Below are 25,009 nucleotides of genomic sequence, written 5' to 3' on the forward strand. Positions count from 1 at the left end.
GGCAGCGATGCTGGGCTGAGTGACAGCCTGATAATGGAGATGGCGGATGTATTCAGCTCCGATATCGACTTTGCCCTCGATATTCGCAAGGGCGACAACTTTAGTGTGATGTTCGAAGAGTTGTTCCTGGATGGGGAGAAAATTGGCAACGGTCCTATCCTGGCGGTCAGTTTTACCAACCAGGGAAGAACTTTTAGCGCTGTACGCTATGTGGATAACAGTGGTGATGCCAATTACTACACGCCTGAAGGCAAAAGTATGCGCAAGGCATTTATCCGCACACCGCTGGACATAGTCCGCATCAGCTCTCACTTCAACCCAAGCCGCCTGCACCCTGTATTCAAGTCACGCCGACCTCATAATGGCACCGACTATGCCGCTCCAAGAGGCACCCCCGTTTACTCTACTGGCGATGGTCGGGTTATCGCGTCCGGCTATAGCAAACCCAACGGCAACTACGTATTTATCCAGCACGGCGAACGGTATGTAACCCGCTATCTCCACCTAACCAAGCGCAAAGTCAAAAAGGGCCAGCGCGTTAAGCAGCGCCAGGTTATTGGCACTGTGGGGTCTACCGGTTATGCCACCGGCCCGCACTTGCACTACGAATTCCTGGTGGATGGCAGACATCGCAACCCCGCCACCATTGTGCGCAAATTGCCCAAGGCAAAGTCGGTACCGACTTCTGAGATGATCCGTTTTAAAAACCAGACCCAGCCACTTCTGGCGAAACTAGAAAACTTCCAGGGGCCGGCTTTGGCTCAACTGGATGAAGAAAGCCCCTAACAAGCGCCAACGAATATGCCCGATCTGTTTATCGGCCTGATGTCCGGCACCAGCGTTGACTCCATTGACGCGGTGCTGGTCGATTTTGGCGATGAAGAAAAAATAAACACCCGGATCCTGGCTGCGCTAGCCCACCCGATTCACAGCGGCCTGCGCGAGGCTATCCTCAGCCTCTGTGCCCCCGGCCCTTCAGAGTTGGATCGCGCTGGACAGTTAGACCGGCAACTGGGACAGGTTTTTGCCGAGGCCACCAATACCCTGCTAGCCCGAGCCGGTGTTGAGGGTCAGTCTGTTACCGCCATTGGCAGTCACGGCCAAACTGTACGCCACCGCCCCCCAGGCACAGTGACTTCTCCCTTTACTTTGCAACTCGGTGACCCCAACACCATCTCAGCACTGACGGGCATCTGCACCGTTGCGGATTTCCGTCGCCGGGATATCGCTCTCGGTGGTCAAGGAGCGCCTTTAATGCCGGCGTTTCACCAGGCCGCCTTCAAAACTGATGGAAGCCGTGCTGTGGTCAATATTGGGGGGATGGCCAATATCACTGAGCTGACGGCAGATGGCCAGGTTTACGGCTATGACACGGGTCCAGGTAATGCATTGCTCGACTACTGGGTGAACCTACACAAAAACCAGCCCTACGATAGAAATGGAGACTGGGCCGCGAGCGGTCGCGCCAATGCTGAACTTCTCAACCGCCTTCTTTCAGATCCCTATTTCTCCGCCGAGCCACCCAAGAGCACTGGCCGTGAAACTTTTAACCCCAGCTGGCTCGAACAGGCCTGCGCCGGTTTGGAAGTAGCGCCGGTAGATGTGCAGGCGACCCTGTCTGAAGTGACCGCAGCCAGTATCGCCGACGCCGTGCATAATTTTGCCGAAGGCGGCGAGTTGCTCACTTGCGGGGGCGGGGCAAAAAATAAGGACTTGGTTGCGCGATTACAGCGCCGCTTGCCCACCTGGTCTATTACTGACACGGGCAGTTACGGTATTGACGCAGACTGGCTCGAAGCCGTTGGATTTGCCTGGTTAGCCCGCCAGACATTGAGAGGGCTGCCCGGTAATTGCCCGGGAGTGACTGGCGCGCAGAAAGAGGCGGTTCTAGGGGCTATTTACCCGCCCTGATAATAGGGCGGGTTAGGATTTCTCAAATAGAGAAAGAGGAGCCGCAGCCACAGGTAGCGGACGCATTGGGATTTTGTACTACGAAGCGCGACCCCGAAAGGCCTTCTTCGTAATCAACATTGGCGCCAACCAGGTAGGGGTAGCTCATCGCATCCACCAAGACCTGAATACCATCCTTTTCTATGATGGCATCATCTTCGGCAACCAATTCATCAAAGGTAAAACCGTATTGGAAACCGGAACAGCCGCCTCCGGTCACGAACACCCTGAGTTTCAACTCCGGGTTGCCCTCCTCTTCCAACAGGCTTTTTACCTTGGCCACAGCCTTGTCTGTGACCACGAGTGGCGCGGGAGAAAAGGATACAGCTTCTGACATAAGTCTCTCTCAACTCATCGGGACATTCACCGCTCGTATAAAAGTTATAACGAGTGCAGCCCCGGGGGCGTCATCTTGCTTAAACCCAGCAATTCAGTCAAGTATTAACCGGCAGGTAGGCCGGTACAACAAAGTACCAGCGCCAGCCAGTACTACCCGGACTTAAGAGGCTTCAATGACAGTTTCATCTTCGGAATAGCCGAGCATATGGGGCTCACCCGCGCTACTCAGGTCGGCACTGGATACCAGGGCACCGTTTACCTGGGCACCTTTCAGCATCTCGATCAGCTTATAGTGTACATTGCCTTCTACCATTGCCTTGGAAGCGAGTTCCAGGTGGCGCGCAGCAAACACATCCCCTTTCACATTGCCATTGATCACTACCTGAGGCACACGAATTTCACCCTCAATGATGCCGCCATCCACAATTTGCAGGCGCGCATCACTATCACTGTGAGCGGTAACATTGCCGCGCACCTTACCTTCGATGACCAGGTTGCCACGGAAGTGGATATCACCGCTGATCTCAGTCTGACGAGCGATCAAAGTCGTGTGGTTACTACCGGTATTGGCCATAGTTATCTGTTTCTCTTTTTTTCTTAACATAATCCCCAAAACCTCGTGCCTTTGGCACCTATGCTAACTTTCCTGTACTAACCAACCGTAGCGCTGCTCAATATTAAAGCCCTTGCGCCCAGAAGATTTAAGTGACAACTCCACACCTTCGGGCACAAATCCCTCCGGCAAGCGCAGCTCTCCCTCGATATTCTGAAAATATTTAAAACGCAGCTGAATCGACTCACTATCCACCTGCTCCGACAGTTCCTTCAGAGAGTAACTCTTCGGTTCCCCATCCTGACGGCCCACTACGGTAAATGTGGCCGTGCCTTTTACAACATCTCGACGCGCTGCGGACTGTTTGATCTGTAACTTGTACTGGTAACTTTTTGGATCGCCGGTCTGCGAGAGGATAAAGCGTCCAATGGACACCCCCTCACCCCCATCTTCAGGGGCCATGACGCCGCGATAGAAAGAAATTTCCTGCTTTAGCTCTGCGATCTGGCTCTCTTTCTGCACCAGTTCCGCACGTACCGACTCACTCGCCTGCTCACCGATAGTCAGCGACTGCTCTGCAGTGGCAACCCTCATTCGCAGGGATTCATTCTCACTCTGGAGCGCGGTAACACGATCGAGTACTTGAGTATGCTCCAGTGTCTTGCGATCGAGGCTCTGGCGCAGCTGATACTGTCCGGCAAAATAGGACCCCGCCGAGGTCACTAATACCAAAAAAACGACCCCCACTACGGCAATGACACCAGAGAAGGGTTTATGAGGCACCACTTTCATGCGGTACTGCTTGCTGCCTTTAACTTTGAGCACCATGAAATCTGCTAAGTCTTATCCGGGATTTATCGATTGTCGGGAAACACCCGATTCTAAGGCAGCAGTGCCGGGCTATCCAGGCCCAACGTCTCAGTTAAGCCAAACATAATATTCATATTCTGGATTGCCTGGGCGGACGCGCCTTTGGCCAGGTTATCAATGGCCGATAATACCAGTACCGTATCCCGCTCCTGGGGTTGCAATACCGAGATGCGGCACATATTGGTCCCTCTAACCGTACGAGTCTGAGGGTGGCTGCCCGCCGGCATCACATCTACAAAAGGCTCATTTTTATAGCGGTTTTCAAAGATCTGTTGAAGCTCATCGGCATCAACCTTCCCCACTGAGCGGGCAAATAAAGTAGCGTGGATACCGCGAATCATGGGAAGTAAATGCGGTACAAAAGTCACCTGCGCGGGAGAGGATTCAGTGGCCTGCACTCGACGAAGCCCCTGTTCAATCTCGGGTAAATGACGGTGCCCGGCGGCAGAATATGCGCGGAAGTTGTCGCTATTCTCAGCCATAATCAAGTCGGTCTTACCCTGTCGCCCCGCTCCACTGATACCACTGGCCGCACTGGCGATCAGCTCACCAGGTTCTACCAGGCCCTTTTCCAAAAGCGGTATCCATCCCAATTGAATCGCGGTGGGATAACAGCCCGGGCAGGCTATCAACTGCGCATTGGCAATCTGTTCCCGATTAACTTCTGGCAAACCATAAACAGCGCTTTGAGCTAATTCCGGAGCGGCGTGGGCTTGGCCGTACCACTGCTCCCAGGTAGGTATATCTTTCAAACGGAAATCGGCGGACAAATCGATCACTCGAACTCCGCGTTCAATAAGTGCCGGTACTTGGGCCTGGGCAACGCCATGAGGTGTAGCGAAGAATACAACGTCACAATCCGCCAGCTGTTCGAGATCGGGGCTACAGAAAGACAGCTGCGAGTGCCCTCTCAGGCTAGGGAAAAGCTCGGCAACCGGGGTACCATTCAACGAACGGGAGGTGATTGCGGTAACTTCCGCTTGTGGATGTGTTGAGAGAAGCCGAAGTAATTCCACCCCTGTATAGCCGGTGCCCCCGACAATCGCTACTTTTATCACCTTGCTAAAATCTCCGGTATATCCGCCAACTGAGACGATAATCGTAAAACCAGACAGGCACTCTACCACAAGCCCCAGCATTTTAAGGATGTGCGGTGTCACAGCCCCCAAGGAACTCACTAAAAAAGTCATTTTCGCGTTATTTAGTCAGGCCTGGCAGCCTCGAAAATATGCGCTTACAGCTTTCCTCCAAAGACGCGCTGGCGCCTTTGCTGGGAATGGCCCTGATCACCGGCATCCTGGCCGGAGGGGTAACTGTACTTTTTCGGCTGGCGATGGAGTGGCCGACCACGCTGTTTTTATCAATCCCACAAAATTACGAATCCCTTCCTCCATTCTGGCGCTTCGCATTGCCAGTCATCGGCTCTCTGGCAGTGGGATGTATCTATTTATTTCTAAATCCCAGACGCCGCCAGGTGGGAGTGGTCCATGTCCTGGACCGGCTCTACAACCACCAGGGGCAAATGCCAATGCAAAATGCCCTGCTACAGTTTTTTGCCGGCGCAATAATTTTAATTAGCGGCCACTCGGTGGGGCGGGAAGGCCCAGCTGTACACTTGGGAGCAGCCAGTGGCAGCTGGTTAGCCAGGGCGCTGAAGCTCCCCAATAATTCCGGTCGCAACCTACTGGGGTGTGGTGTAGCCGCAGCAATTGCGGCCTCCTTTAATACCCCGCTGGCGGGCGTGGTATTCGCGATGGAAGTCGTGATGCTGGAATATACTGTGGCAGGTTTTTTACCGATAATTCTCGCGGCTGTTGCCGGTAGCACCATCACCCAGCTGACTTTCGGTAGCCAGCCGGACTTTAATGTACCCGCGATTCAACTCAACTCCCTTGCCGAGCTGCCGCTACTTTTTGTGTGCGCACTGGTTATTGGGGTTCTCGCCGGATTATTTATCCGCTCCCAGCGTATTTTGATTCCCCAGCAACGTTACTCCCCACTTCTTCGATTTCTCTTGGTTGGCCTTGTTACTGGCACCTTGGGTATCTGGGTACCGGAAATCCTGGGCGGTGGATATGACACCTTGCAGGTGGCAATGCTGGGGGAGTTGGGGGTCGCGACACTCATTGCTATTGTCGCCGCGAAGTTAGTCGCAACCGCTTTGGGGGCAGGGCTCGGAATTCCCGGTGGGGTAATAGGCCCCAGCCTGATTATCGGTGCCTGTATCGGTGGTATTGCCGGTGGCCTGGCTAACTTGTGGCTGGGTGAGCACACAGCGAGCCCTGGCTTTTATGCCATGGTGGGTATGGCAGCAATGATGGCTGCCATGCTCAATGCACCTCTAGCTGCGCTACTCGCTATCTTGGAACTTACCTATAACCCACATATTTTATTCCCTGGAATGATGATGATCGTGGTGGCCACATTAGTAAGCCGCCAACTCTTTTCCACTATCGGTCTCTATCATGAAACGCTGCGCGCCCTGAATAAAGCGGGAATGCCAAGTTGGCGACAGCAAATGCTGAGCAGTGTCGGAGTTGCCAGCGAAATGAATCAGAGCTTTGTTGTGACTCCTAGGGAAATTACCCGCGCTGCGGCAAAAGAATTAATTAATCAACACCCCGAGTGGATTCTTATCGATTTACCCAAGGAGCCGGCACCGCAACTACTGCGTGCAGCAGACTTGGCAACTTTTCTTCGCGGTGGTGCGAATGAGGCGGTCGAGAGCGAAAAACAGGCTTCCTCCGCATCAGATAAATTACTAGACCCGGGAGAAATGATCGATTTATTAAGACTACCCGGTGAACGCAAACAGCTGGCGTCCCTAAGTTGGCGAGCGACAATGCTGGAGGCCTCGCAAAAGCTGGAGAGAAGTGGCGCGGATGGCCTGTATATCTGCCGTCATAAAAGCGGCTCGCTGGACAATCGCACGGCGGGCATTATTCTGCCGCTACAAATTAACAACTTTTACCGGAAGTAATTTTTCTTCCCGTTTCTTTTAAGGGGACTTTCAATGCTGTGGATCAAGGCTTTTCACATTATTGCGATGGTGTGCTGGTTTGCCGCACTTTTTTATCTGCCTCGACTGTTTGTCTACCATGTCGATGCCACTGATGCCGTTAGCCGCGACCGCTTCTGTATTATGGAACGCCGCCTTTATCGCGGTATTGCCATTCCCTCCATGCTGGCTACCGTTGCCTTGGGCATCTGGCTCTACAGCTTGAACCCGGCCTACTACACCTCCGCCGGCTGGATGCACGCAAAACTGACTTTTGTTGTGCTCCTCCTGGGCTATCACCATATCTGTGGCGCCTATGTTCGCAAGTTTGCCCGGGGAACCGTTACCCGCAGCCGCCGCTACTTCCTAATATTTAATGAGTTCCCAGCAGTTGCACTTGTCGCCATCGTCATTTTGGTTGTCGTAAAGCCATTTTAATTTGGCGCGTATTCATTCCTTGTCAAAGGCGCTCAGCAACTAGAATTAGGCGCACAGCTAATGGCCGTCATGTAGAGCACTTATGGATACACCTCAGCCCGTTATTCTGACCGTTACTCACCACGATCCCAGCGGCAGCGCCGGAATTGCCGCAGATACTGAGACAGCGGTCAGTCTCGGCTGCCATGCGGCCTCGGCAGTTACCGCCATCAGCGTGTGTAACACCGGTGAATTGCTGGGTGTCGCCCCAGTCGACGACAGCCTGCTAATTGAACAAACCCGGGCCGTTCTGGAAGACATGCCGATCGCCGCGATCAAGGTCGGCTACCTGGGCTCTGTGGAGAATGTGCGCGCGCTTCACAGCGTACTCCACGACTACCCGGATATTCCCGTCGTTATCGACCCCGATGCCACACTGGCCGACAAAGATAGCGTACTCGCCCCACCTCTGTGGGAGGCTATGGTGTCGCTGTTGTTGCCCAAGGCGACCATGGTGTGCCCCAACCGCAGGGAAGCTCGCGCCATGGCTGTGGAGGCCGATGTCCTCGATGCCATGGCCCAGGAAATCCTCGAATCCGGCTGTCGCTACCTGTTGCTGACTGGCGTGCCCCACGAGCAACAATTGCAGAACCGGCTCTACGATGAGCGCGGCCTGATGCGGGAGTTCAAGTGGGAGCGCTTGCAGCCAGCGGCCTATGGCGTCTGCGGCACCCTCGCTACTGCCATTGCCTGCCATATCGCCCACGGGCTGACCATTATCGAAGCGGTTACCCGCAGTCAGCAGTACGCCTGGAGTGCGATCAAAGACAGCCGGCGCCTGGGCATGGGAAGACCGATCCCCAACCGGCTGTTCTGGTGCGAACGCTAAACCTGGAGCTGCTGACACAAATTTCGCCCCTGCCCCGATCAGTCTCACCGTTCCCGTGGCGGTGAGATCTTCTGTCTACACAGTCTGTGACCGGTCGTCGCCAATCTACACATTGTCCTCAGGCGCCACCCCCGCGATAATGCTCCCCAGGCCCTTTATGCAGAACCTGAATTAAGTTTATGAGTAAATCCGAGCAGCTTTTCGCAGAAGCACAGCAGTATATTCCCGGCGGCGTTAACTCTCCGGTACGGGCTTTTCGCGCAGTCGGCGGTACCCCGGTGTTTATCCGCCGTGCCGAGGGCGCCTACCTCTACGATGCAGACGAGAAACGCTACATCGACTACGTACAGTCCTGGGGCCCCATGGTGCTGGGCCACGCACACCCGGAAGTCATTGAAGCCGTGGTGGAACAGGCCCAATCGGGACTGAGCTTCGGTGCACCAACCGAACTGGAAACCGAACTGGCCGAAGAACTCTGCCGCCTGTGGCCGAACATGGACCTGGTGCGCTTCGTCAATTCCGGTACCGAAGCCACCATGAGCGCGATTCGCCTGGCCCGTGGATTTACCGGGCGCGACAAGATTGTGAAGTTCGAGGGCTGCTACCACGGCCACTCCGACTCCCTGCTGGTTAAGGCCGGCTCCGGGGCCCTGACCATGGGTGTACCCTCCTCTCCCGGCGTTCCCGCCGCCCTGGCAGATCACACCATCACCTTGAGCTATAACGATGCTGATAGTGTGCGCAGCTGCTTCGAAGAGCTGGGCGATCAAATCGCCTGTATCATCGTCGAGCCTGTTGCCGGCAATATGAACTGCATTCCGCCGGTACCCGGCTTCCTGGAAACCCTGCGCGAAGTTTGCGACCAGCACGGTGCCCTGTTGATTCTCGATGAAGTGATGACCGGCTTCCGGGTGAGCTTGACCGGGGCCCAGGGCTTCTACGGTATCGAAGCGGATATCACCACCCTCGGCAAAGTCATCGGCGGCGGTATGCCCGTTGGCGCCTTTGGCGGTAAACGCGAGATCATGGAACAAATCGCCCCCCTGGGTCCGGTTTACCAGGCGGGCACCCTGTCCGGTAACCCTGTGGCTATGGTCGCGGGCTTGGAAACCCTGCGTTTGGTGGAAGAACCCGCCTTCTACGAGCCTTTAATTGCCAAAACCGACCGTTTGGTAGAGGGCATCCTGGCGGCTGGTAAGGCCGCAGGTATCCCAATTACCGCCAATAAGGCCGGAACCATGTTCGGTTTCTTCTTCACCGAAGAACCTAAAGTAACTAACTATCAACAGGTAATGGCCTGCGATAACGAGCGCTTTAACCGTTTCTTCCACGGCATGCTGGAAGAAGGTATCTACCTGGCACCTGCCTCCTATGAGGCAGGGTTTATGTCCGCAGCTCATACCGATGAGGATATTGAGGCCACAATCACTGCCGCTGAACGCGTCTTCGCCCGCCTCGGCTAATTGCCCACCTCTCTCCAGCACCCGCAGCCTGCGGGTGCTGCTTCTATGCCCGCTTAACTTTACCCCCCTCCTATAAAGCCCCAGTCGCTTCACCGCAAAGTTATTGCGCTCAAAAAAACTAACAGCTAAAAATGTATACAAAATATAAAAGGTATACATTTTGAAAAACTCACCGTTTTCAGATACCAGCTTGTCAGCCATCAGCGCAGGCTTTGTCGCCGTGCTGGTGGGAGTAGCCAGTTCCGCCGCCATAGTCTTTGAAGCCGCGCGTGCAGCTGGCGCAAGTGAAGCGATGATCGCCTCCTGGATTGGCGCCCTGGGCCTGGGGATGGGCATTACCTGTATTGCCTTCTCTTGGTATTACCGCGCCCCGGTAATCACTGCCTGGTCGACTCCAGGTGCTGCACTCTTGGCCACCAGTTTAAGTGGCATACCCATTGCTGAGGCGATTGGTGCTTTTGCGTTTAGCGCCCTGTTAACACTCCTCGTGGGCTTGTCCGGAGCCTTTGAGCGGGTAGCGCGAATGGTGCCGGCACCGATTGCCAGCGCTATGCTCGCAGGCATACTTCTGCAATTTGGTCTCTCAGTATTTACTTCTCTGCAGGCACAACCGCTATTGGTCGGCATCATGTTACTGACCTATCTAGTCGGGCGCCGTTGGGCGCCTCGCTATGCCATTATTTTGGTACTAGCGGCTGGAGTGGCGACTTGCTGGAAGTTGCAACTCATTGCATCGGCCCAGATCGGCTGGCAAGCGGCACACCCTGTTTGGGTCACTCCAGAATTCCGTCTCTCCACTTTAATTGGCATTGGCCTTCCTCTTTTTATCGTCACTATGACCTCTCAGAACCTGCCCGGAGCGGCAACCCTGGCCGCCAGTGGCTACAGTAGAGTGCCTATATCTCCTGTTATTAGTGGCACCGGCCTCACCTCTTTATTGCTGACACCGTTTGGTGGCTTTGCATTTAATCTGGCGGCTATTACCGCTGCTATTTGCACCGGCCCGGAAGCCCATCCCAACCCCGACAAACGCTATACCGCCGGCATTGCCGCCGGTATTTTTTATCTGTTGGTGGGCCTCTGTGGCGCTAGCGTTGTGGCATTATTCAGCGCCTTCCCCCAGTCGCTGATTGCCGGCCTCGCCGGCTTGGCACTGATTGGCGTCATTGGTAGCAGCCTGGCTGGCGCAACAGCCGAGGCCGACAGTCGCGAAGCCGGAATTATCACTTTTCTGATCAGTGCTTCCGGTATCAGCCTCTTCGGCATTAGCTCTGCCTTTTGGGGCCTGCTGGGGGGGCTGATGTGTTACTGGTTTTTCAAGCGCAGGAATTAATAAACATCAATGAGCCTCTACGAAAAAATTAAGTCGGACTTGCAGCATGGGCGCTTCGCCGCCGGCCAGGTGCTAAAGCAAGCCGAACTGGCAGAGCTTTACGCCGTGAGCCGTATTCCGGTTAGGGACGCTCTACAAAGATTGAAAAATGAGGGCTGGTTAACCGGACACGGAAAACGCGGCGTCGCAGTGCCGCAGTTTGACCCTATTGAAGTGGAAGACCTCTACCTGATGCGCATGCGCCTGGAGCCGCTGCTGCAATCCCTGGCACTGGAAAACCTTAATAGAGAGATCCTGGGGCGGGCCAGAGATATTCTGGAATCCATGCAAGCCAAACCTGAACTCTCCGCCGAGCAGATCGGAAAAATGAATTGGGAGTTCCATGCCTGTATTTACCGGGCAGCTGCAAGACCCACGCTATTTAGTACCGTCGAGCAACTGCACCGGCAATGTGAGCGTTATATCGGTTACCAATCCCACGGTCTGAATTACCAGGACACCAGTCAGGACGAGCACTTTGCAATACTCAATGCACTCCAAGAGGGAAACGGGGACCAAGCCGCCGCACTGCTGGCAAAACATATAGAAGCCGCCGGCAAACTATTGGTAAGGCACTTACATCAGCCCCATTTTTAAACCGCTTTCCCTCAGCAATCGAAAATCACCCACTGCGGCAATTTGATATGATGGCTGCCAATTGCGGCTGCGGGGTTTCTGCGGCCCTATGGATAGCCGGAGTAATTTCCCGATGAGCCAAAGATTCGGCCGTGGTGCCTACCCCAACACTCGCCTGCGTCGCCTGCGTGCAAAGGATTTTTCCCGTCGACTGGTGCGGGAAACCCAGTTGAGCAGTGACGACTTGATCCTGCCACTGTTTGTTATTGAGGGGCGTAACGAAACCCAAAAAGTCGCCTCAATGCCGGGTGTTGAACGCCTGAGCGTAGACCTGTTGGCCAAGAAAGCGAAGACAGTTCAAGAGTTGGGAATCCCCGCAATAGCCCTGTTTCCGGTAGTCGACCCGTCGGCAAAGTCCGATTGCGCCAGTGCCGCCCACGACGCCGATGGCTTGGCACAAAGGGCTGTTCGCGAGCTGAAAAATGCGGTACCGGAATTGGGAGTTATCACCGATGTAGCCCTGGACCCCTTTACCAGCCACGGCCAGGACGGGCTGATGGACCACAGCGGTTATATCGTCAACGACGAAACCGTTGAGGTATTGGTACAGCAGGCCCTGTCACACGCTGCAGCCGGTGCCGATATGGTGGCCCCCTCGGATATGATGGATGGCCGTATCGGAGCCATTCGCGATGCTCTCGAAGGCGCGGGCCACAGCAATACCCTGATTATGTCCTACGCCGCTAAATATGCCTCCGCTTACTACGGCCCCTTCCGCGATGCAGTGGGCTCTGCCGGGAACTTGAAAGGTGGCAATAAAGCAAGCTACCAAATGGACCCCGCCAATACCGATGAGGCATTGCACGAGTGCGCCCTGGATCTGCAAGAGGGCGCAGATATGGTGATGGTGAAACCCGGTATGCCCTACCTGGATATAGTGCGTCGGGTAAAAGAAGAATTGCGGGTTCCCACTTTCGCCTATCAGGTGAGCGGGGAGTATGCGATGCACTGCGCCGCCTTTGAAAATGGCTGGTTGAAGCGAGAGGCGGTTATTCTGGAGTCCTTACTGGCCTTTAAGCGCGCCGGTGCCGACGGCATCCTCACCTATTTCGCCGAAGAAGCCGCACAGTTGCTGCAAGACTGATAGCCGGCGATAAAGCGCGCGATTCAATCGCGCGCTACCTTCCCTAGGGCCACTGATCTTCCAGGTCAGGCCCCACCGGCTGGGCTTCCTCTACCGGTACGCTGTGAGCCCTCCCGCCAAAAGTATTATCTCTTGGCAGCTCCAGGGGCTCCTCTTCATAATCGGAGCCATACTCGGGATCTACACCAAACTCTTCCGCATCGTCACCTCGAAGTTGTTCCTGCAATTGTTGGCGGCGCTGATCGCGCATCTGCTGCTCACTGGTATCCACCCCCCAACCGGGACTCATCTCCTCTCTGGGAGCCGCTTCGTCGCGACCATTGCCAAATAGATTGCGGAACCAGCGCCAGCGGTTCTGCCCCCGACATTCCGGCGCCGGTTGCAGCTGGCTCTCGTAGGAGAAAGGAATCTCATAACCACCGCGACAGTAATCCGGGTCCATAAACTGCCCCCGGGAGTTCACTGACTTAAGCTCCACTCCTCGGGGCATCTCTGCCGGTCCATGTTGATGGGGCAGCTTGCGCATAATCTCCGTCCAGATCGGCAGTGCGCCGGTGGAGCCAGTTAGGCGCGTGCGCTCATTGTCGTCGCGCCCGAGCCAGACTACAGCGGTTACTTCCGGCGAGAAGCCCGCAAACCAACTATCGCGGTTATTGTTAGTGGTTCCGGTTTTCCCGGCAAAGGCGATGCTACTTGGCAAGCGCTTGGCAGAGCGGCGTCCGGTACCCTCACGCATGGCCTGCTCCAGCCCCCAGCGCAACAGGTAAGCTGGAACGGGGTCGACACCGCGATTAGCCTTGCGGCGGAAGTGCTGTACACGGCCGCCCTGGGCATCGGAAACCGCCAGCAGTGTGCGCGGCTGTACCGTCTCACCATTGTTCGCGATGGTCTGGTACATACCGGCAACTTCGAACGGGGTCATCTCCACAGCACCAAGCAACATCGCCGGCACTCGGGGGAGCCTGGATTCAACACCCAGGCGGCGAATCGTCTGGCGCACATTCTGCAGGCCGAGATCCAATCCCAAATGGGCCGTCGCCAGGTTATAGGACTTGGCCAGAGCGATATATAGCGGTATCTGTCCGTGAGCGCGCTTATCGAAGTTCTGCGGCATCCATACATCGCCATCCGCCTCTTCAATTCTCACCGGGGCATCATCGATCAGGGTGGCCAGGTTGTACTCTTCCGGTCGCTCTAGAGCAGTGAGAAACACAGCCGGCTTAATCAGGGAGCCCACCTGGCGGCGGGCTTCCAGCGCCCGGTTGAAGCCTGGGTAGTCCGGGTTCCGATCTCCCACCATGGCGAGCACATTGCCGTTGCGATTATCCAACAATACTGTCGCGGCCTGGAGTGAATTGGCTTTGATCCCTCGGTCTTTCTCCAGCTGGCTAACGCCCTGACTGATGGACTCCTCCGCCAACTTCTGCACCGAAGGGGCCAAGGTGGTGTAAACCCGTAAACCCGAAGTGCGCAATTCCTCGTAGGAGTAGTAGGGACGCAATTCAATCAACAGCCGCTCAGTAAAGGCCGGGTAAGGATTCTGCGCACCGACACCACCCTTGACCACCCCCAGAGGCTTGGCGGAATACTTCTGGAACTCCTCCTGAGTAATCAGCCCCTGCTCCAGCATCAATTCCAGCACGGTATTGCGCCTTTGCAGTGCTCTCTCGGGATTGCGCCAGGGGTTGTAGTAAGACGCACCTTTCGCCAGCCCCACCAACAGCGCTACCTGATGGGGTTCCAAGGTGTCCAGGGGCTGCTGGAAATAGAATTCAGAGGCCAACCCAAAGCCATAAATACCTCTGGCACCCTGCTGACCCAACCATACTTCGTTGATGTATTCCTGCAGGATATAGCGCTTGTCGTAGTGCACCTCCATCAGGATGGCCATCAGGGCCTCGTTGAATTTACGCCTCAGGCTGGGCTTATGGTCAAAAAAGATATTTTTGACCAACTGCTGAGTAATTGTGGAGCCACCCTGTACCAATCGTCCGGCTTTTGCGTTGGCCACCATGGCCCGGGCAATACCGCGAGGGGAAACACCAAAGTGATTGAGAAAGTCCTGGTCCTCAACAGCAATCAGGGTATTGGCTACCAAGGGAGGAATATCATCGAAACGCACTGGATTGCGGTCGTCACCTCCCCCTAGTAGAGAGCCGATATTAGCTGCGTCCAGGCGAAACTCTGCCAGGCTTCGGCCATTGTCATCACGCAGGCCGCTGATTTGATCATTGCGCAGACGGAAGGAGACCACTGCAGCAGGCTGGCGGCCATTGGCATGGATAAAGTCCCGGCGCCAGACCTTGTAATTCATTCCGTCCTGAACCCAGGAACCAGGCTCACTCAGAGTGCCCTGCTTGCGGTAATTCAAGGCAGCAAATTCGGACTCCAACTCATCCGGATGCATTGCCATACCCTCGCGCAGCACCAGCGGACGAGCGTAGACTCGGGCGGGGAGTTGGTATTGACGGCTATCCAGTCGCTCGCGCAGCTGCACATCCAGGTAAGCCATATACGCTGCCAGCGCCAGGGAGCCCACCAGGGCTAAAAGCACTAGCAGCTTGAGCCAGCGATATCGTCGTTTGGGCTTTGACGCTCTGACGCGCCGGCGTTTCGTTGATGCCATATGAGGATTCAGTCCCGCTGCCAACTCAGTACATCAAGCGACTCATGAGACCTAACCAGCCCCAATCGAAGAGTCGAAGGCAGGGTACCAGCAGGTGGCAGCTCCGCTGGTATCTTGCTGCCAGTGCCTTTCAGCACTGGCGGGCCCACTCAATTAGCGGGCTAAAATCCAGGCTTGGCAGTATCTATCACCTGGCGGTTTACGTGAAGGTGCTATTTACACCTGTGCGAGGATTGACCGCAGCAACCGCCTATAAGTTCACCAAGATGTAACAAGCGCCTATGTGAGGGTTTGCTGTCGCCAGCCCTCCCCAATGCCTTGCACTTGGCAAAATCACGTCCATAATGCGGCGGAAATGTAGACAATAAGCCCGAATAGGAATGATATGCAGCAATACGATCTCTACGGCATAGGTGCCGCCCTACTCGATACAGAAATCGAAGTGTCGGACCAGGATTTGAGCAGCCTTGGCGTGGAAAAGGGAATCATGACCCTGGTAGATGACGCCCGTCAGCAACAGCTGGTAGACGACCTTCAAAACCATATGGTCACTGCCAAATTGGCCTGCGGCGGCTCCGGTGCCAATACGGTCATTGCTGCCAGCTATTTCGGTCTCCGCACCTTCTATTCGTGCAAAGTTGCCGCTGACGAGAATGGTGATTTCTACAGAAACAACCTTAACAGCGCCGGGGTCGACTACCCCGAAACACTGAAGCAAGCTGATGAGGGCACTACCGGCAAATGCCTGGTGCTTATCACCCCGGATGCCGAACGCAGTATGAACACCTATCTGGGAATGAGTGAACAGCTCTCAGTCGCTGAGCTGGATAGCGATGCACTGTCCGCCTCCAAGTGGGCCTATATCGAAGGCTACCTAGTTTCCTCTGAAACGGGCCGTGCCGCAGCGATCAAGCTTCGCGAAGAAGCCGAAGCCCACGGAGTTAAAACCGCTCTCAGCCTGTCTGACCCGGCTATGGTTCAGTTCTTCGGCGAAGGGCTGCGGGAAATGATTGGCGGCGGTGTGGATATGCTGTTCTGCAACCGGGATGAGGCTCTGGGCTTTACCGGTACCGACTCTGTGGAGGGCGCCGTTGAAGCGCTGCGCGATTACTGCCGCAGTTTCGCGATTACCCTGGGCGCCGATGGCGCACTGCTATGGGACGGCAACGATGTTCACCGCATAGAGAGTCCCGAAGTCCGCGCCATCGATACCAACGGCGCAGGCGATATGTTTGCCGGTGCTTTCCTCTACGGTATCAACCGCGAAATGAGTTTTACCGAAGCCGGCGAGCTCGCTTGCCGCGCTGCCGCCCAGGTGGTGAGCCAATACGGCCCGCGACTAGAAGCCGAGCAGCACTCCGAATTACTCGCACCGGTTGTTTAATAGCAATTGCCTAATAGCAGTTATCTATAGACACATGATTTCCAGGGGCCCCTACGGCTTGGGCCCTCTGGAATGGTGTAGCATCCCCGGGTAGCTATCCAGCTCCGGCAGCCCCGTCGCTGCGGAAATACCGAACCCCTGGGCATAGTCCACCCCCATCTGGCTCAATTTTTCCATTAACTCCGGGCTCTCTACATACTCGGCGATAGTGCTGATACCCATTCTCTTCGCCAAGTGATCAATAGTGCTTACCATTGCGCTATCAATTTCATCCTCAAGCATATTGCGCACAAAGCTTCCATCGATTTTAAGAAAATCTACCGGCAGCTGGCGCAGATAAGCCAGGGAGGAAACACCGCGACCAAAGTCATCCAGGGCAAAGCTGCAACCGGCGGCTCTCAGCTTGTGGATAAATATCAGGGCTCGCTCGAGATTATTGATGGCGCTGGTTTCTGTAATTTCAAATTGAACCCGCGAAGGCGTTACACCGGCATCGGACAAAGACTGCAGCACAAAATCAGCAAAGGTCTCATCCCCCAGGCTGATACCGGAAATATTGACCGCATAATTAATTCCGCCCATCCCCAGGCGCTGCTCCTGGGCCATATAGTCAAAGACCCGGCGAATTACCCAACGGTCCACTTCCTCGATCAAGCCGTAGCGCTCTGCGGCTGGCAAAAATAGCCCCGGTGAAATCACTCCACCATCACGGCCGCGCATCCGCACCAGGATTTCATAGTGGTGGACATTGCGGTCCCCCTTTAGTGAAACCACTGGCTGCCGGTACAACATGAGGCGGTCTTCCCGCAAAGCCGCGTGAATTTCCGCAACCCAAGTGGTCTCGCGACGCTTCTCCAATACCTTGCGGGAGTCACCAAACAGCTTAACGCGATTTCTGCCCTGCTCGCGGGCACTGCAACAGGCATCATTGGCCGACGCCAGTAACTGACTGGCATTGGGGGTAAAGTGATCGACTCCAACAACACCGATCGACACCGCGACCCGGTTGTCATTCCCCTCCCAGAAAAAACTGAAGTTCTGCACAGAGTCGCGCAGCCGAGCCACCACACGACCACCCTCTTCCAGGGTGCAGTCGCGCAATAGTATCGCAAACTCATCACTACCGACTCGGGCAAACAGATCGTCGCTGGAGAGGCAGCGCTTGATTAACTCCACCAACTGAACCAACAACTGGTCCCCGGCAACAAAGCCCAGTGTGTCGTTAATAACTTTGAATTGATAAACATCCAGGTAGAGCAATACATGGTGCTGGCGTTTATCGATACAGAGGCTGAGTTGACTTTGCAGCTCACTCTCAAAGAATTGTCGGTTGGGCAGTCGGGTTAAGGCGTCGTGGCTGCTCTGCCACATAAGGCGGGTGGAAACCCGGCGCGCGGCAGAGGTATCCCGCAGCACCAAAACATAATTTTTTAGCACCCCCATATCCCAAAGAGCCATTACCTGCACGGTCACTTCAAGCGGGACATGCTCTTCCCCTGGGCGCTCAATACAGGCATTAAACTCTCTGGTTCTGGGTACTTCACCCAGGTCACTGGATGCCGGCAGTATCGGCTCTATCGCATCGCCCCGGCTATTGCACAGGCGCAAACCTTCGCTGAGTGGCTGGCCGGGCAGCAGTCCAACCAGGTCCCCAGTCATTTCGTTGACCAGGGGGTTGGTGTAAACCACCGTACCCGCAGCATCGGTGACAATGACACCATCGGCAACTTCACCGAGAGCCGCCTCCGCCGCCTGTAAACTGATCTGCTCACAGGGGCGCAGCCCCTCTTCCAACTGGGCGAGGGGGCCGAGGTAACTTGCGGCCTCTGGATTAAACAGCGTCACGGGAAAACTCACTCAAAACACAACAGAGCAAAGCGCAAACCTTTCCCAGTAGCGGGGAGGTGCCTTGCGACAGGCCATAACCGAAAAAGGTTACCGACATCATCGCCCACGATCGCCGATTTTATTCAATTATCCAGCCTCCCAGCCGAGTTTTTTCTACAAATGTATAAATTGCACATTCACAGATTGCTGCGCAAGAAATTTTTTAATTTCTCGTCTTCAAATACTCGTTGTAGAGTTGTGCTGAGCAGTCCATTCACACGGCTTTGGACTTCTTCACGGCTGGGCTTAACCAGGTTCCGATCTTTGCCGGAAGCGCTGTAAGTGCCGAAATAAGTGCGAGGACCAATTTTCACTTCCAGGTGAATTTCAGCAGAGGTGTCAATCTCGGTGGTATAAACCGTATTTGGACTGTTGTAGGTGAGTTTTACCAATTTTGCGATCACCTGAACTTCCGGCGCGCTATCGGTAATTCGGAATGACCAATTTGAAAAACCCTCACGCAATCCCGCCGCAATAGCCTCACCAGCGTCATTGCCAATACTTACCTGAGCAGTATCCGCATAAACACCACCCAATGATCCCAAGCCGCCAGAGGGCAGTTCATTAACTCCCATCACACTCATACTAAAGCCTTCGCCTATCGCTTCAGGAGCAACCTGAACCTGAGGCTGCAGCCAAATTTGCAGCGGGCTGTGAGCACAAGCGCTGAGTAGCAGCGCACCGGCAAAAACCAATAACTTCTTCATGTTTAATTCCCCCTCACTTCAAAAAAACTGCCAATTCAGCCATGGTGATGGTGGTGGTGCTCCCCCTCATCACTCATCCGAACTATTGGCACAAGAATATCTACACTGCTGCCATCGGCAAAAAGCAGTCGCAACGGCAACTCTTCCCCCGCCTGCAAGCGCAGACCTTTAATCATTAAGTGAACTCCACCGGGAGCCATATCTACACTTGCCCCGGCGGCAATCGTCAGCTGATCCAGCGGGCGCATCCGGTTTATTCCATTCTCCGATATTGTGGTATGCAGGTCTGCCGAAGCCTGTTCAACACCCGGCAACTCCACACCCGTGAGTACCTGACTCGAATCACCAGTGTTGTGCAGCGACACAAAGGCAGCGCTCATCGAAGGTCCCGGAGGAGTTTCCCGGGCATACCCCTCCGCTGTAATTCCTATGGAATAGGCGCCTTTAGACACAAGGAGTGCGGTGATTAAAAAGGCAAATGCCAATACTTTTTTCATGGTGCCCCTCCGCTGGGCTTAATCAGAATCAGTTTCGCCGGATTCCCGACTTTGATATCTCCACGCACCCGATACCCGGGTACAGCCTCGCGCAGTTGCTGATAAACCCAACGGCCCTCAGCATCAGTGCGCGCTACGATAATGACGCGCAGCTGCTCGCTGCGAATCCTGCCCGCTACTCGCTGCAACTGTTCCACCAACCCGGCAGACCTTGTTGCGAGTTCACCGGCTGGCAGACCTATCACCTCCCCTTGTGGTAAATCGAGCTGCGCTCTCCCCCGCTCGCGGACCAACTGTGTACGCACTTCAGCCACCAGCGGATTGGCCGGGGCCAACATCTCGGCCCGTTTCAACAGGGTATTCACCGCCCCAAAATCCCTGCGACGCAGGGCGTCCCGCGCCCGCTCAACATAGGTGACCACAATGGTTTGAATACCGGTTTCTGCCTTGCTGTTATCCGGTTGCAGTTGCAATACACGCAGGTAATAGTCGTAGGCACTGGCACCGGCAGGCTGGGTTAGATGCCCTTTGCGTAGCGCCTGTTCCGCACGACTCAAAAAAAAGGAAATATTGTTGCGCCGAACCTGGTCTTGGGATGGCGTCTTTTTAGGGGCGGGAGGAGGGACAACCGTTTTAGGTGCGGGCTTATTGGATGAGCAGGCCCCCAGGCAAAATGCCAGTAGCAGTAAAACCCCAAGGCTGTGAAGGCGTTCAAATGACGGCAAAACAATCCCCTATTGTTGTTTTTTTGTACCACTGGCGTCGCTATACTGCTGCGGCGACTGAACCCCCGTCTGGTGCAGCAGTCTGAACTATGCGCCCGACTATAATGAATTTTTTCATCTATGGCTGTGATGACCAAAAGTTTCCGAAAAAATTTCCTCGTTCTGCTGACAATCCTGCTGGCCATAACCAGCATTGGAGCTGCAGCGCAGAATTCCGATAACCCTTTTGCCTCGCTGAGCAGCGCCCAGGAAAACTCTTTCCTGCCGGTCGATGAAGCTTATCAGCAGGATCTGCTCTTTGATGCCAACGGCCTCAGTGCACTCTTCCAGATTGCCCCAGAGTACTACCTCTATCGCGAAAAACTGGCGCTGTACAGAGTCGATAATGGTGAAAAAACTCCCATCCCCCTAAACCTGCCAACCGGTGAAGTCATTTGGGACGACTATTTCGAGAAAGAGACTGAGGTCTACCGAGGCCAGCTCGAATTTGCCCTGGATATCCCTGAAACCAGCGGTTCCACCCAACTGGAGCTCCACTATCAAGGCTGCGCAGATGCTGGCCTTTGCTATCCACCTCAGACCCGATACTACAGTGTGGATTTTGCCAGTCAGGATATAGAACCGCAGGACAGCGCCTTAATTACAGGCGCGCCCACTCCGCCAGCGAGTGCTGGCGGTGCCGCAGGCAGTAGCAATGTCACCTTATCACTGGCGCTGCTTCTCGCATTTGCCGGTGGCCTGATCCTGAACCTGATGCCCTGTGTCTTCCCAGTACTGTCGATTAAATTACTGGCAGTGAGCCAGGCGGCACAAAATGCAAGCCAAAGGCACCACCACGGCTGGGCTTATACACTGGGCGTAGTTTTGAGCTTTGTGGCTATCGCCGCTGTGATGCTCGCCCTTCGCGCCGGCGGAGAAGCTGTCGGCTGGGGCTTCCAGCTTCAATCCCCCTGGTTGGTGGCAGCACTCGCCTACCTGTTTTTTATCATGGGGTTGAGTCTGTCCGGAATGACCGAGCTCGGCAGTAACCTGATGGGTATTGGCGGCAACCTGAATAAACGTCAGGGATTGTCGGGCTCTGTGGCATCCGGCGCGCTGGCAACCCTGGTGGCCAGCCCCTGTACTGCACCGCTGATGGGCTCCGCACTGGGGTTTGCTGTTACGCAGCCCGCGCTAATTGCGCTAAGTGTTTTTGCCGCCCTTGGCGCCGGTATGGCGGCCCCCTTCCTGTTGTTGACCTATATCCCCGCTCTGGCGGAAAAGCTGCCCAAACCCGGCCCCTGGATGGATCGCCTAAAGCAGTTGTTGGCATTCCCGATGTATCTCACTGCGGTATGGCTACTGTGGGTTCTGGGCCGACAAGCCGGGGGGGATGGAGTTGCCCTGGTACTGGCTGGTGCTGTAGCCATTGCATTTTCCCTGTGGCTTTGGCCGCGTCCGCAATGGCACTGGCTGCGCGGTTCCCTGGCCCTGGCCTCCCTGGCCTTGGCCGTTTTTCTACTTCCGCAACTGAAAACCATCAATCAGTCTGAACAATTGTCCAGCAGCGATTACTGGGAGCCCTATTCGGCAGAGAGACTGGAGACTGCACGCAGTGAGGGGCGTGCAGTTCTGGCCAATATGACAGCGGCCTGGTGCATCACCTGCCTGATGAATGAGAAAGCTGTGCTGTCGAGCACCGAGGTCAGTGATGCTTTGGAGCGCCTCAACGTGGTCGCGCTGAAAGGAGATTGGACCAACCAGGATCCGCGAATCAGCGAATTATTGGCCAAATACGGGCGTACCAGTGTGCCGCTGTATCTCCTCTATCCCGCCGATGGGGGCGACGCAAAAATACTGCCGCAAATACTTTCTCAAGATGATTTACTACAGGAATTGGAGAACGCTGTGGACTCCCCTTTGAGCACTGGGGTGACTCAGTAAAGTTTTTGACGCCTTTGTAGCCAATAACCCAAGGTAAACAGGCCACAGCCCGGATATTTTGAACTAATTTTTTGCCCAATATCGCCGAACTGCTGCTAACTTCGATAAACTCCGAGTCTGGCATGGACAGGGAGTCACTTTTGCGGCAGACTCGGTTAATGAGTTCGGGCAGCTAGGCCGAAATTTCGAGTTTGCCCGCAAGATAGCCAATTTTAACCCACTTTATATGGGTTTTCGGCAACTTTCTTCAGGGCGAATTATGGCTAAACTTCTTCTCCTTCACGGCCCCAACCTAAATCTTTTAGGCAGTCGCGAACCGCACATCTACGGGTCTACCACCCTGGCGGATATCAATAAAGCCGCCGAGCGCCAGTGCGACGCCGCCGGCCACGAACTGGAAGTCCTGCAGAGCAATAGTGAATCAGCCCTGCTCGAACGAATCCACTTGGCGGCGACCAGTGGGGTCGACTTTATCGTGATCAATCCCGCTGCGTTCACCCATACCAGTGTCGCCTTGCGCGATGCCCTGGCAGCCGTTGCCATCCCGTTTATTGAGCTTCACCTGTCCAATCCCCACGCCAGGGAAGCTTTCCGACACCATTCCTATCTTTCAGATCTGGCCTGCGGCGTAATCTGTGGCTTTGGCGCCAACAGCTACACCCTGGCTCTACAGGCAGCCATCCATCAACTGGATGCCACACCTGCACAACAATGAATCAAACTGCGAGTAAATAACTATGGATATCCGCAAAATTAAAAAATTGATTGAGCTGCTCGAAGAATCGGATATCGGCGAGCTGGAAATCAAAGAAGGCGAAGAGTCCGTGCGCATCAGTCGCGGCGTCAGCAGCGCAGCCCAACCCGTTGCACCGATTTACAGCGCGCCTCCCGCACCGGTTGCCGCCCCCGCTGCTCCGGCGCCCAGCGCTCCTGCTGCCCCAGCTGAAAAAGAGTCCAAGCCGGCTATCAGCGGGCACGCGGTGAAGTCCCCAATGGTAGGCACCTATTACGCTGCCCCCAGTCCTGGCGCCGAGGCCTTCGTGAAGGTGGGCCAGCAGGTCAAAGTTGGCGATGTTGTGTGCATCGTCGAAGCGATGAAAATGATGAACCAGATCGAAGCCGACAAGGCCGGCACCATTGAGTCGATCCTGCTGGAAGACGGCCAACCGGTTGAGTTTGACCAGCCCCTCGTGACCATCGTCTGAGTGGGGTAAGTCACAATGTTCGACAAAATCCTAATCGCCAACCGCGGCGAAATCGCATTGCGGATTTTGCGCGCCTGTAAAGAGATGGGCATCGCCACTGTGGCGGTGCACTCTTTGGTAGACCGCAATCTCAAGCATGTCCGCCTGGCCGACGAATCTGTATGTATCGGCCCCAACCCATCCCCGCAGAGCTACCTAAATGTGCCGGCCCTGATCTCCGCCATGGAAATCACCGACGCAGTAGCCGTGCACCCCGGCTATGGCTTTCTCGCAGAGAACGCCGACTTCGCCGAACAGGTGCAAAAGAGCGGCTTTACCTTTATCGGCCCTGATCCGGATGTGATCCGCCTGATGGGTGACAAGGTGTCTGCAATTGCCGCCATGAAAAAGGCTGGCGTTCCCACCGTTCCAGGCTCTGACGGCCCGCTGCCCGATAATAGCGAGCGCTGCATGGAGATCGGCCGCAGCATCGGTTATCCGGTCATCATTAAAGCTGCCGCCGGTGGCGGTGGTCGCGGCATGCGCGTGGTGGAAAAGGAAGAGGAGCTGGTGAACGCGATTGCCGTGACCAAGTCCGAAGCCCAAGCGGCCTTCGGTGACGGCACCGTCTACATGGAAAAATTCCTGCAGAATCCCCGCCATGTTGAGATCCAGGTAATGGCCGATGGCCAGGGCAACGCCGTTCATCTGGGCGATCGCGACTGCTCCCTGCAGCGCCGCCATCAAAAAGTTTTGGAAGAAGCCCCAGCTCCGGGTATTCCCGATGAGGTGCGCGAGCAGGTACATGAGTCCTGTGTACAAGCCTGTATCGATATCGGCTATCGCGGCGCGGGTACTTTTGAATTCCTGTATGAAAATGAGCGCTTCTACTTTATCGAAATGAACACCCGTATCCAGGTGGAGCACCCCGTTACCGAAATGGTAACCGGCGTCGACCTGATCAAGGAGCAGATTCGGGTTTGTGCCGGTGAGAAGCTATCCCTGAAGCAGGAAGATATCGTAATCAAAGGTCACGCCTTTGAGTGCCGTATCAATGCCGAAGACCCACAGACCTTCTTCCCCAGCCCCGGCAAGGTAAACAACTTCCATATGCCTGGCGGCTTGGGTGTGCGGGTCGACTCCCATCTCTACTCCGGATACTCCGTACCCCCCAACTACGATTCCATGATCGCCAAGCTGATCACCCATGCGGAAGATCGTGAAACCGCGTTGGCGCGTATGCGTGTAGCTCTGTCGGAACTGGTGGTGGACGGTATCAAAACCAACATTCCCCTACAGGAAGAGTTGGTACGAGATGAAAACTTTGCCAAGGGTGGGGTCAATATCCACTACCTGGAGAAGAAGTTAGGTCTTTAAGCGCTCGCCAGCCGGGGCAAAGTTAGCGAGAATTGCGGCAAACATAACGACACTGAACCTTGCCATGGATGGCGTGGCAACCGTCGTTATCTGAGTGCGGCCCAGCCGCAACAATGCCGTAAACATCG

Annotated in this window: 24 protein-coding genes (1 of these 24 cut by a window edge); 14 read left to right on the forward strand and 10 right to left on the reverse strand. The window is 55.2% G+C overall.

Annotated elements, in window-relative coordinates; all coding sequences use genetic code 11:
• On the forward strand, positions 1 to 786 hold the 3' portion of the coding sequence (locus tag ACJJI5_RS21465) for an OapA family protein (RefSeq protein WP_444895293.1). Its footprint begins 594 nt before the window's first position; only the last 786 of its 1,380 coding nucleotides appear in the window; its start codon lies beyond the left edge, outside the window; its stop codon occupies positions 784 to 786.
• 15 nt (positions 787 to 801) lie between these two features.
• Positions 802 to 1,911 (forward strand): anhydro-N-acetylmuramic acid kinase, encoded by a 1,110-nt coding sequence (locus ACJJI5_RS21470; protein ID WP_282934416.1) that lies wholly within the window; start codon positions 802 to 804, stop codon positions 1,909 to 1,911.
• Between the two features lie 22 nt (positions 1,912 to 1,933).
• Here the strand turns inward: ACJJI5_RS21470 and erpA are convergent, their stop codons facing one another.
• From erpA to argC, 4 genes are all read right to left on the reverse strand, one after another.
• Positions 1,934 to 2,287, reverse strand: a complete 354-nt coding sequence (gene erpA / locus ACJJI5_RS21475) for an iron-sulfur cluster insertion protein ErpA (protein WP_108731633.1) — start codon at positions 2,285 to 2,287, stop codon at positions 1,934 to 1,936.
• Between the two features lie 162 nt (positions 2,288 to 2,449).
• Positions 2,450 to 2,893 carry a bactofilin family protein gene (locus ACJJI5_RS21480; protein WP_282934417.1) on the reverse strand — a complete coding sequence of 148 codons (444 nt, stop codon included), beginning with the start codon at positions 2,891 to 2,893 and terminating at the stop codon, positions 2,450 to 2,452.
• 33 nt (positions 2,894 to 2,926) lie between these two features.
• Entirely contained in the window at positions 2,927 to 3,670 is a 744-nt protein-coding gene (locus tag ACJJI5_RS21485; protein ID WP_444895294.1) for a DUF6776 family protein, read from the reverse strand.
• 53 nt (positions 3,671 to 3,723) lie between these two features.
• A complete protein-coding gene (argC, locus tag ACJJI5_RS21490) occupies positions 3,724 to 4,770 on the reverse strand; it encodes an N-acetyl-gamma-glutamyl-phosphate reductase (RefSeq protein WP_282934591.1) in 1,047 nt (348 codons plus the stop codon).
• Between the two features lie 170 nt (positions 4,771 to 4,940).
• Between argC and ACJJI5_RS21495 the strand changes: the two genes are divergently transcribed.
• From ACJJI5_RS21495 to hemB, 7 genes are all read left to right on the forward strand, one after another.
• Positions 4,941 to 6,692, forward strand: a complete 1,752-nt coding sequence (locus ACJJI5_RS21495) for a chloride channel protein (RefSeq protein WP_444895295.1) — start codon at positions 4,941 to 4,943, stop codon at positions 6,690 to 6,692.
• A gap of 33 nt (positions 6,693 to 6,725) precedes the next feature.
• A complete protein-coding gene (hemJ, locus tag ACJJI5_RS21500; RefSeq protein WP_282934420.1) occupies positions 6,726 to 7,148 on the forward strand; it encodes a protoporphyrinogen oxidase HemJ in 423 nt (140 codons plus the stop codon).
• Between the two features lie 82 nt (positions 7,149 to 7,230).
• Positions 7,231 to 8,016 carry a bifunctional hydroxymethylpyrimidine kinase/phosphomethylpyrimidine kinase gene (gene thiD, locus ACJJI5_RS21505; RefSeq protein ID WP_413664269.1) on the forward strand — a complete coding sequence of 262 codons (786 nt, stop codon included), beginning with the start codon at positions 7,231 to 7,233 and terminating at the stop codon, positions 8,014 to 8,016.
• 179 nt (positions 8,017 to 8,195) lie between these two features.
• Complete coding sequence (gene hemL / locus ACJJI5_RS21510) at positions 8,196 to 9,479, forward strand: glutamate-1-semialdehyde 2,1-aminomutase (protein ID WP_445355127.1); 1,284 nt, start codon at positions 8,196 to 8,198, stop codon at positions 9,477 to 9,479.
• Positions 9,480 to 9,639: 160 nt separating this feature from the next.
• Entirely contained in the window at positions 9,640 to 10,812 is a 1,173-nt protein-coding gene (locus tag ACJJI5_RS21515) for a benzoate/H(+) symporter BenE family transporter (RefSeq protein ID WP_445355128.1), read from the forward strand.
• Positions 10,813 to 10,821: 9 nt separating this feature from the next.
• The gene (locus tag ACJJI5_RS21520) at positions 10,822 to 11,448 is read left to right on the forward strand and encodes a GntR family transcriptional regulator (RefSeq protein WP_445355129.1); all 627 of its coding nucleotides are present in this window, start codon (positions 10,822 to 10,824) and stop codon (positions 11,446 to 11,448) included.
• A gap of 112 nt (positions 11,449 to 11,560) precedes the next feature.
• Complete coding sequence (gene hemB, locus ACJJI5_RS21525) at positions 11,561 to 12,571, forward strand: porphobilinogen synthase (protein ID WP_444912057.1); 1,011 nt, start codon at positions 11,561 to 11,563, stop codon at positions 12,569 to 12,571.
• Between the two features lie 43 nt (positions 12,572 to 12,614).
• On the opposite strand, the gene mrcB is transcribed toward hemB, so the two are convergent.
• Positions 12,615 to 15,197 (reverse strand): penicillin-binding protein 1B, encoded by a 2,583-nt coding sequence (mrcB, locus tag ACJJI5_RS21530; RefSeq protein WP_444912056.1) that lies wholly within the window; start codon positions 15,195 to 15,197, stop codon positions 12,615 to 12,617.
• 385 nt (positions 15,198 to 15,582) lie between these two features.
• On the opposite strand from mrcB, the gene ACJJI5_RS21535 reads away from it, so the two are divergent.
• On the forward strand, positions 15,583 to 16,581 hold the full coding sequence (locus ACJJI5_RS21535) for an adenosine kinase (RefSeq protein ID WP_413664263.1): 999 nt from the start codon (positions 15,583 to 15,585) through the stop codon (positions 16,579 to 16,581).
• Positions 16,582 to 16,632: 51 nt separating this feature from the next.
• On the opposite strand, the gene ACJJI5_RS21540 is transcribed toward ACJJI5_RS21535, so the two are convergent.
• The 4 genes from ACJJI5_RS21540 to ACJJI5_RS21555 all read right to left on the reverse strand — a co-directional run bounded on the left by ACJJI5_RS21540 (position 16,633) and on the right by ACJJI5_RS21555 (position 20,397).
• A complete protein-coding gene (locus tag ACJJI5_RS21540) occupies positions 16,633 to 18,426 on the reverse strand; it encodes a putative bifunctional diguanylate cyclase/phosphodiesterase (RefSeq protein ID WP_445355130.1) in 1,794 nt (597 codons plus the stop codon).
• 179 nt (positions 18,427 to 18,605) lie between these two features.
• Positions 18,606 to 19,175: a YajG family lipoprotein gene (locus ACJJI5_RS21545; protein WP_444914843.1), complete on the reverse strand. Its 570-nt coding sequence runs from the start codon at positions 19,173 to 19,175 to the stop codon at positions 18,606 to 18,608.
• A gap of 35 nt (positions 19,176 to 19,210) precedes the next feature.
• Positions 19,211 to 19,672 carry a copper chaperone PCu(A)C gene (locus tag ACJJI5_RS21550; RefSeq protein ID WP_413664261.1) on the reverse strand — a complete coding sequence of 154 codons (462 nt, stop codon included), beginning with the start codon at positions 19,670 to 19,672 and terminating at the stop codon, positions 19,211 to 19,213.
• Positions 19,669 to 20,397 carry an N-acetylglucosaminyltransferase gene (locus ACJJI5_RS21555; protein WP_444914844.1) on the reverse strand — a complete coding sequence of 243 codons (729 nt, stop codon included), beginning with the start codon at positions 20,395 to 20,397 and terminating at the stop codon, positions 19,669 to 19,671. Before ACJJI5_RS21555 ends, ACJJI5_RS21550 begins: the two co-directional genes overlap by 4 nt.
• Before the next feature lie 129 nt (positions 20,398 to 20,526).
• On the opposite strand from ACJJI5_RS21555, the gene ACJJI5_RS21560 reads away from it, so the two are divergent.
• From ACJJI5_RS21560 to accC, 4 genes are all read left to right on the forward strand, one after another.
• Positions 20,527 to 22,320, forward strand: a complete 1,794-nt coding sequence (locus ACJJI5_RS21560) for a protein-disulfide reductase DsbD family protein (RefSeq protein WP_444914845.1) — start codon at positions 20,527 to 20,529, stop codon at positions 22,318 to 22,320.
• A gap of 259 nt (positions 22,321 to 22,579) precedes the next feature.
• Positions 22,580 to 23,035: a type II 3-dehydroquinate dehydratase gene (gene aroQ / locus ACJJI5_RS21565; RefSeq protein ID WP_444914846.1), complete on the forward strand. Its 456-nt coding sequence runs from the start codon at positions 22,580 to 22,582 to the stop codon at positions 23,033 to 23,035.
• 22 nt (positions 23,036 to 23,057) lie between these two features.
• Positions 23,058 to 23,525, forward strand: a complete 468-nt coding sequence (gene accB / locus ACJJI5_RS21570) for an acetyl-CoA carboxylase biotin carboxyl carrier protein (protein WP_282934436.1) — start codon at positions 23,058 to 23,060, stop codon at positions 23,523 to 23,525.
• Between the two features lie 15 nt (positions 23,526 to 23,540).
• Complete coding sequence (gene accC / locus ACJJI5_RS21575; RefSeq protein WP_444906502.1) at positions 23,541 to 24,881, forward strand: acetyl-CoA carboxylase biotin carboxylase subunit; 1,341 nt, start codon at positions 23,541 to 23,543, stop codon at positions 24,879 to 24,881.
• Here accC and ACJJI5_RS21580 read toward each other — a convergent pair.
• A complete protein-coding gene (locus ACJJI5_RS21580) occupies positions 24,870 to 25,007 on the reverse strand; it encodes a hypothetical protein (RefSeq protein ID WP_445355131.1) in 138 nt (45 codons plus the stop codon). The genes accC and ACJJI5_RS21580 overlap by 12 nt on opposite strands.
• Positions 25,008 to 25,009: the final 2 nt, after the last annotated feature.

This window comes from Microbulbifer maximicatervae (SeqCode) (genome assembly GCF_052467955.1).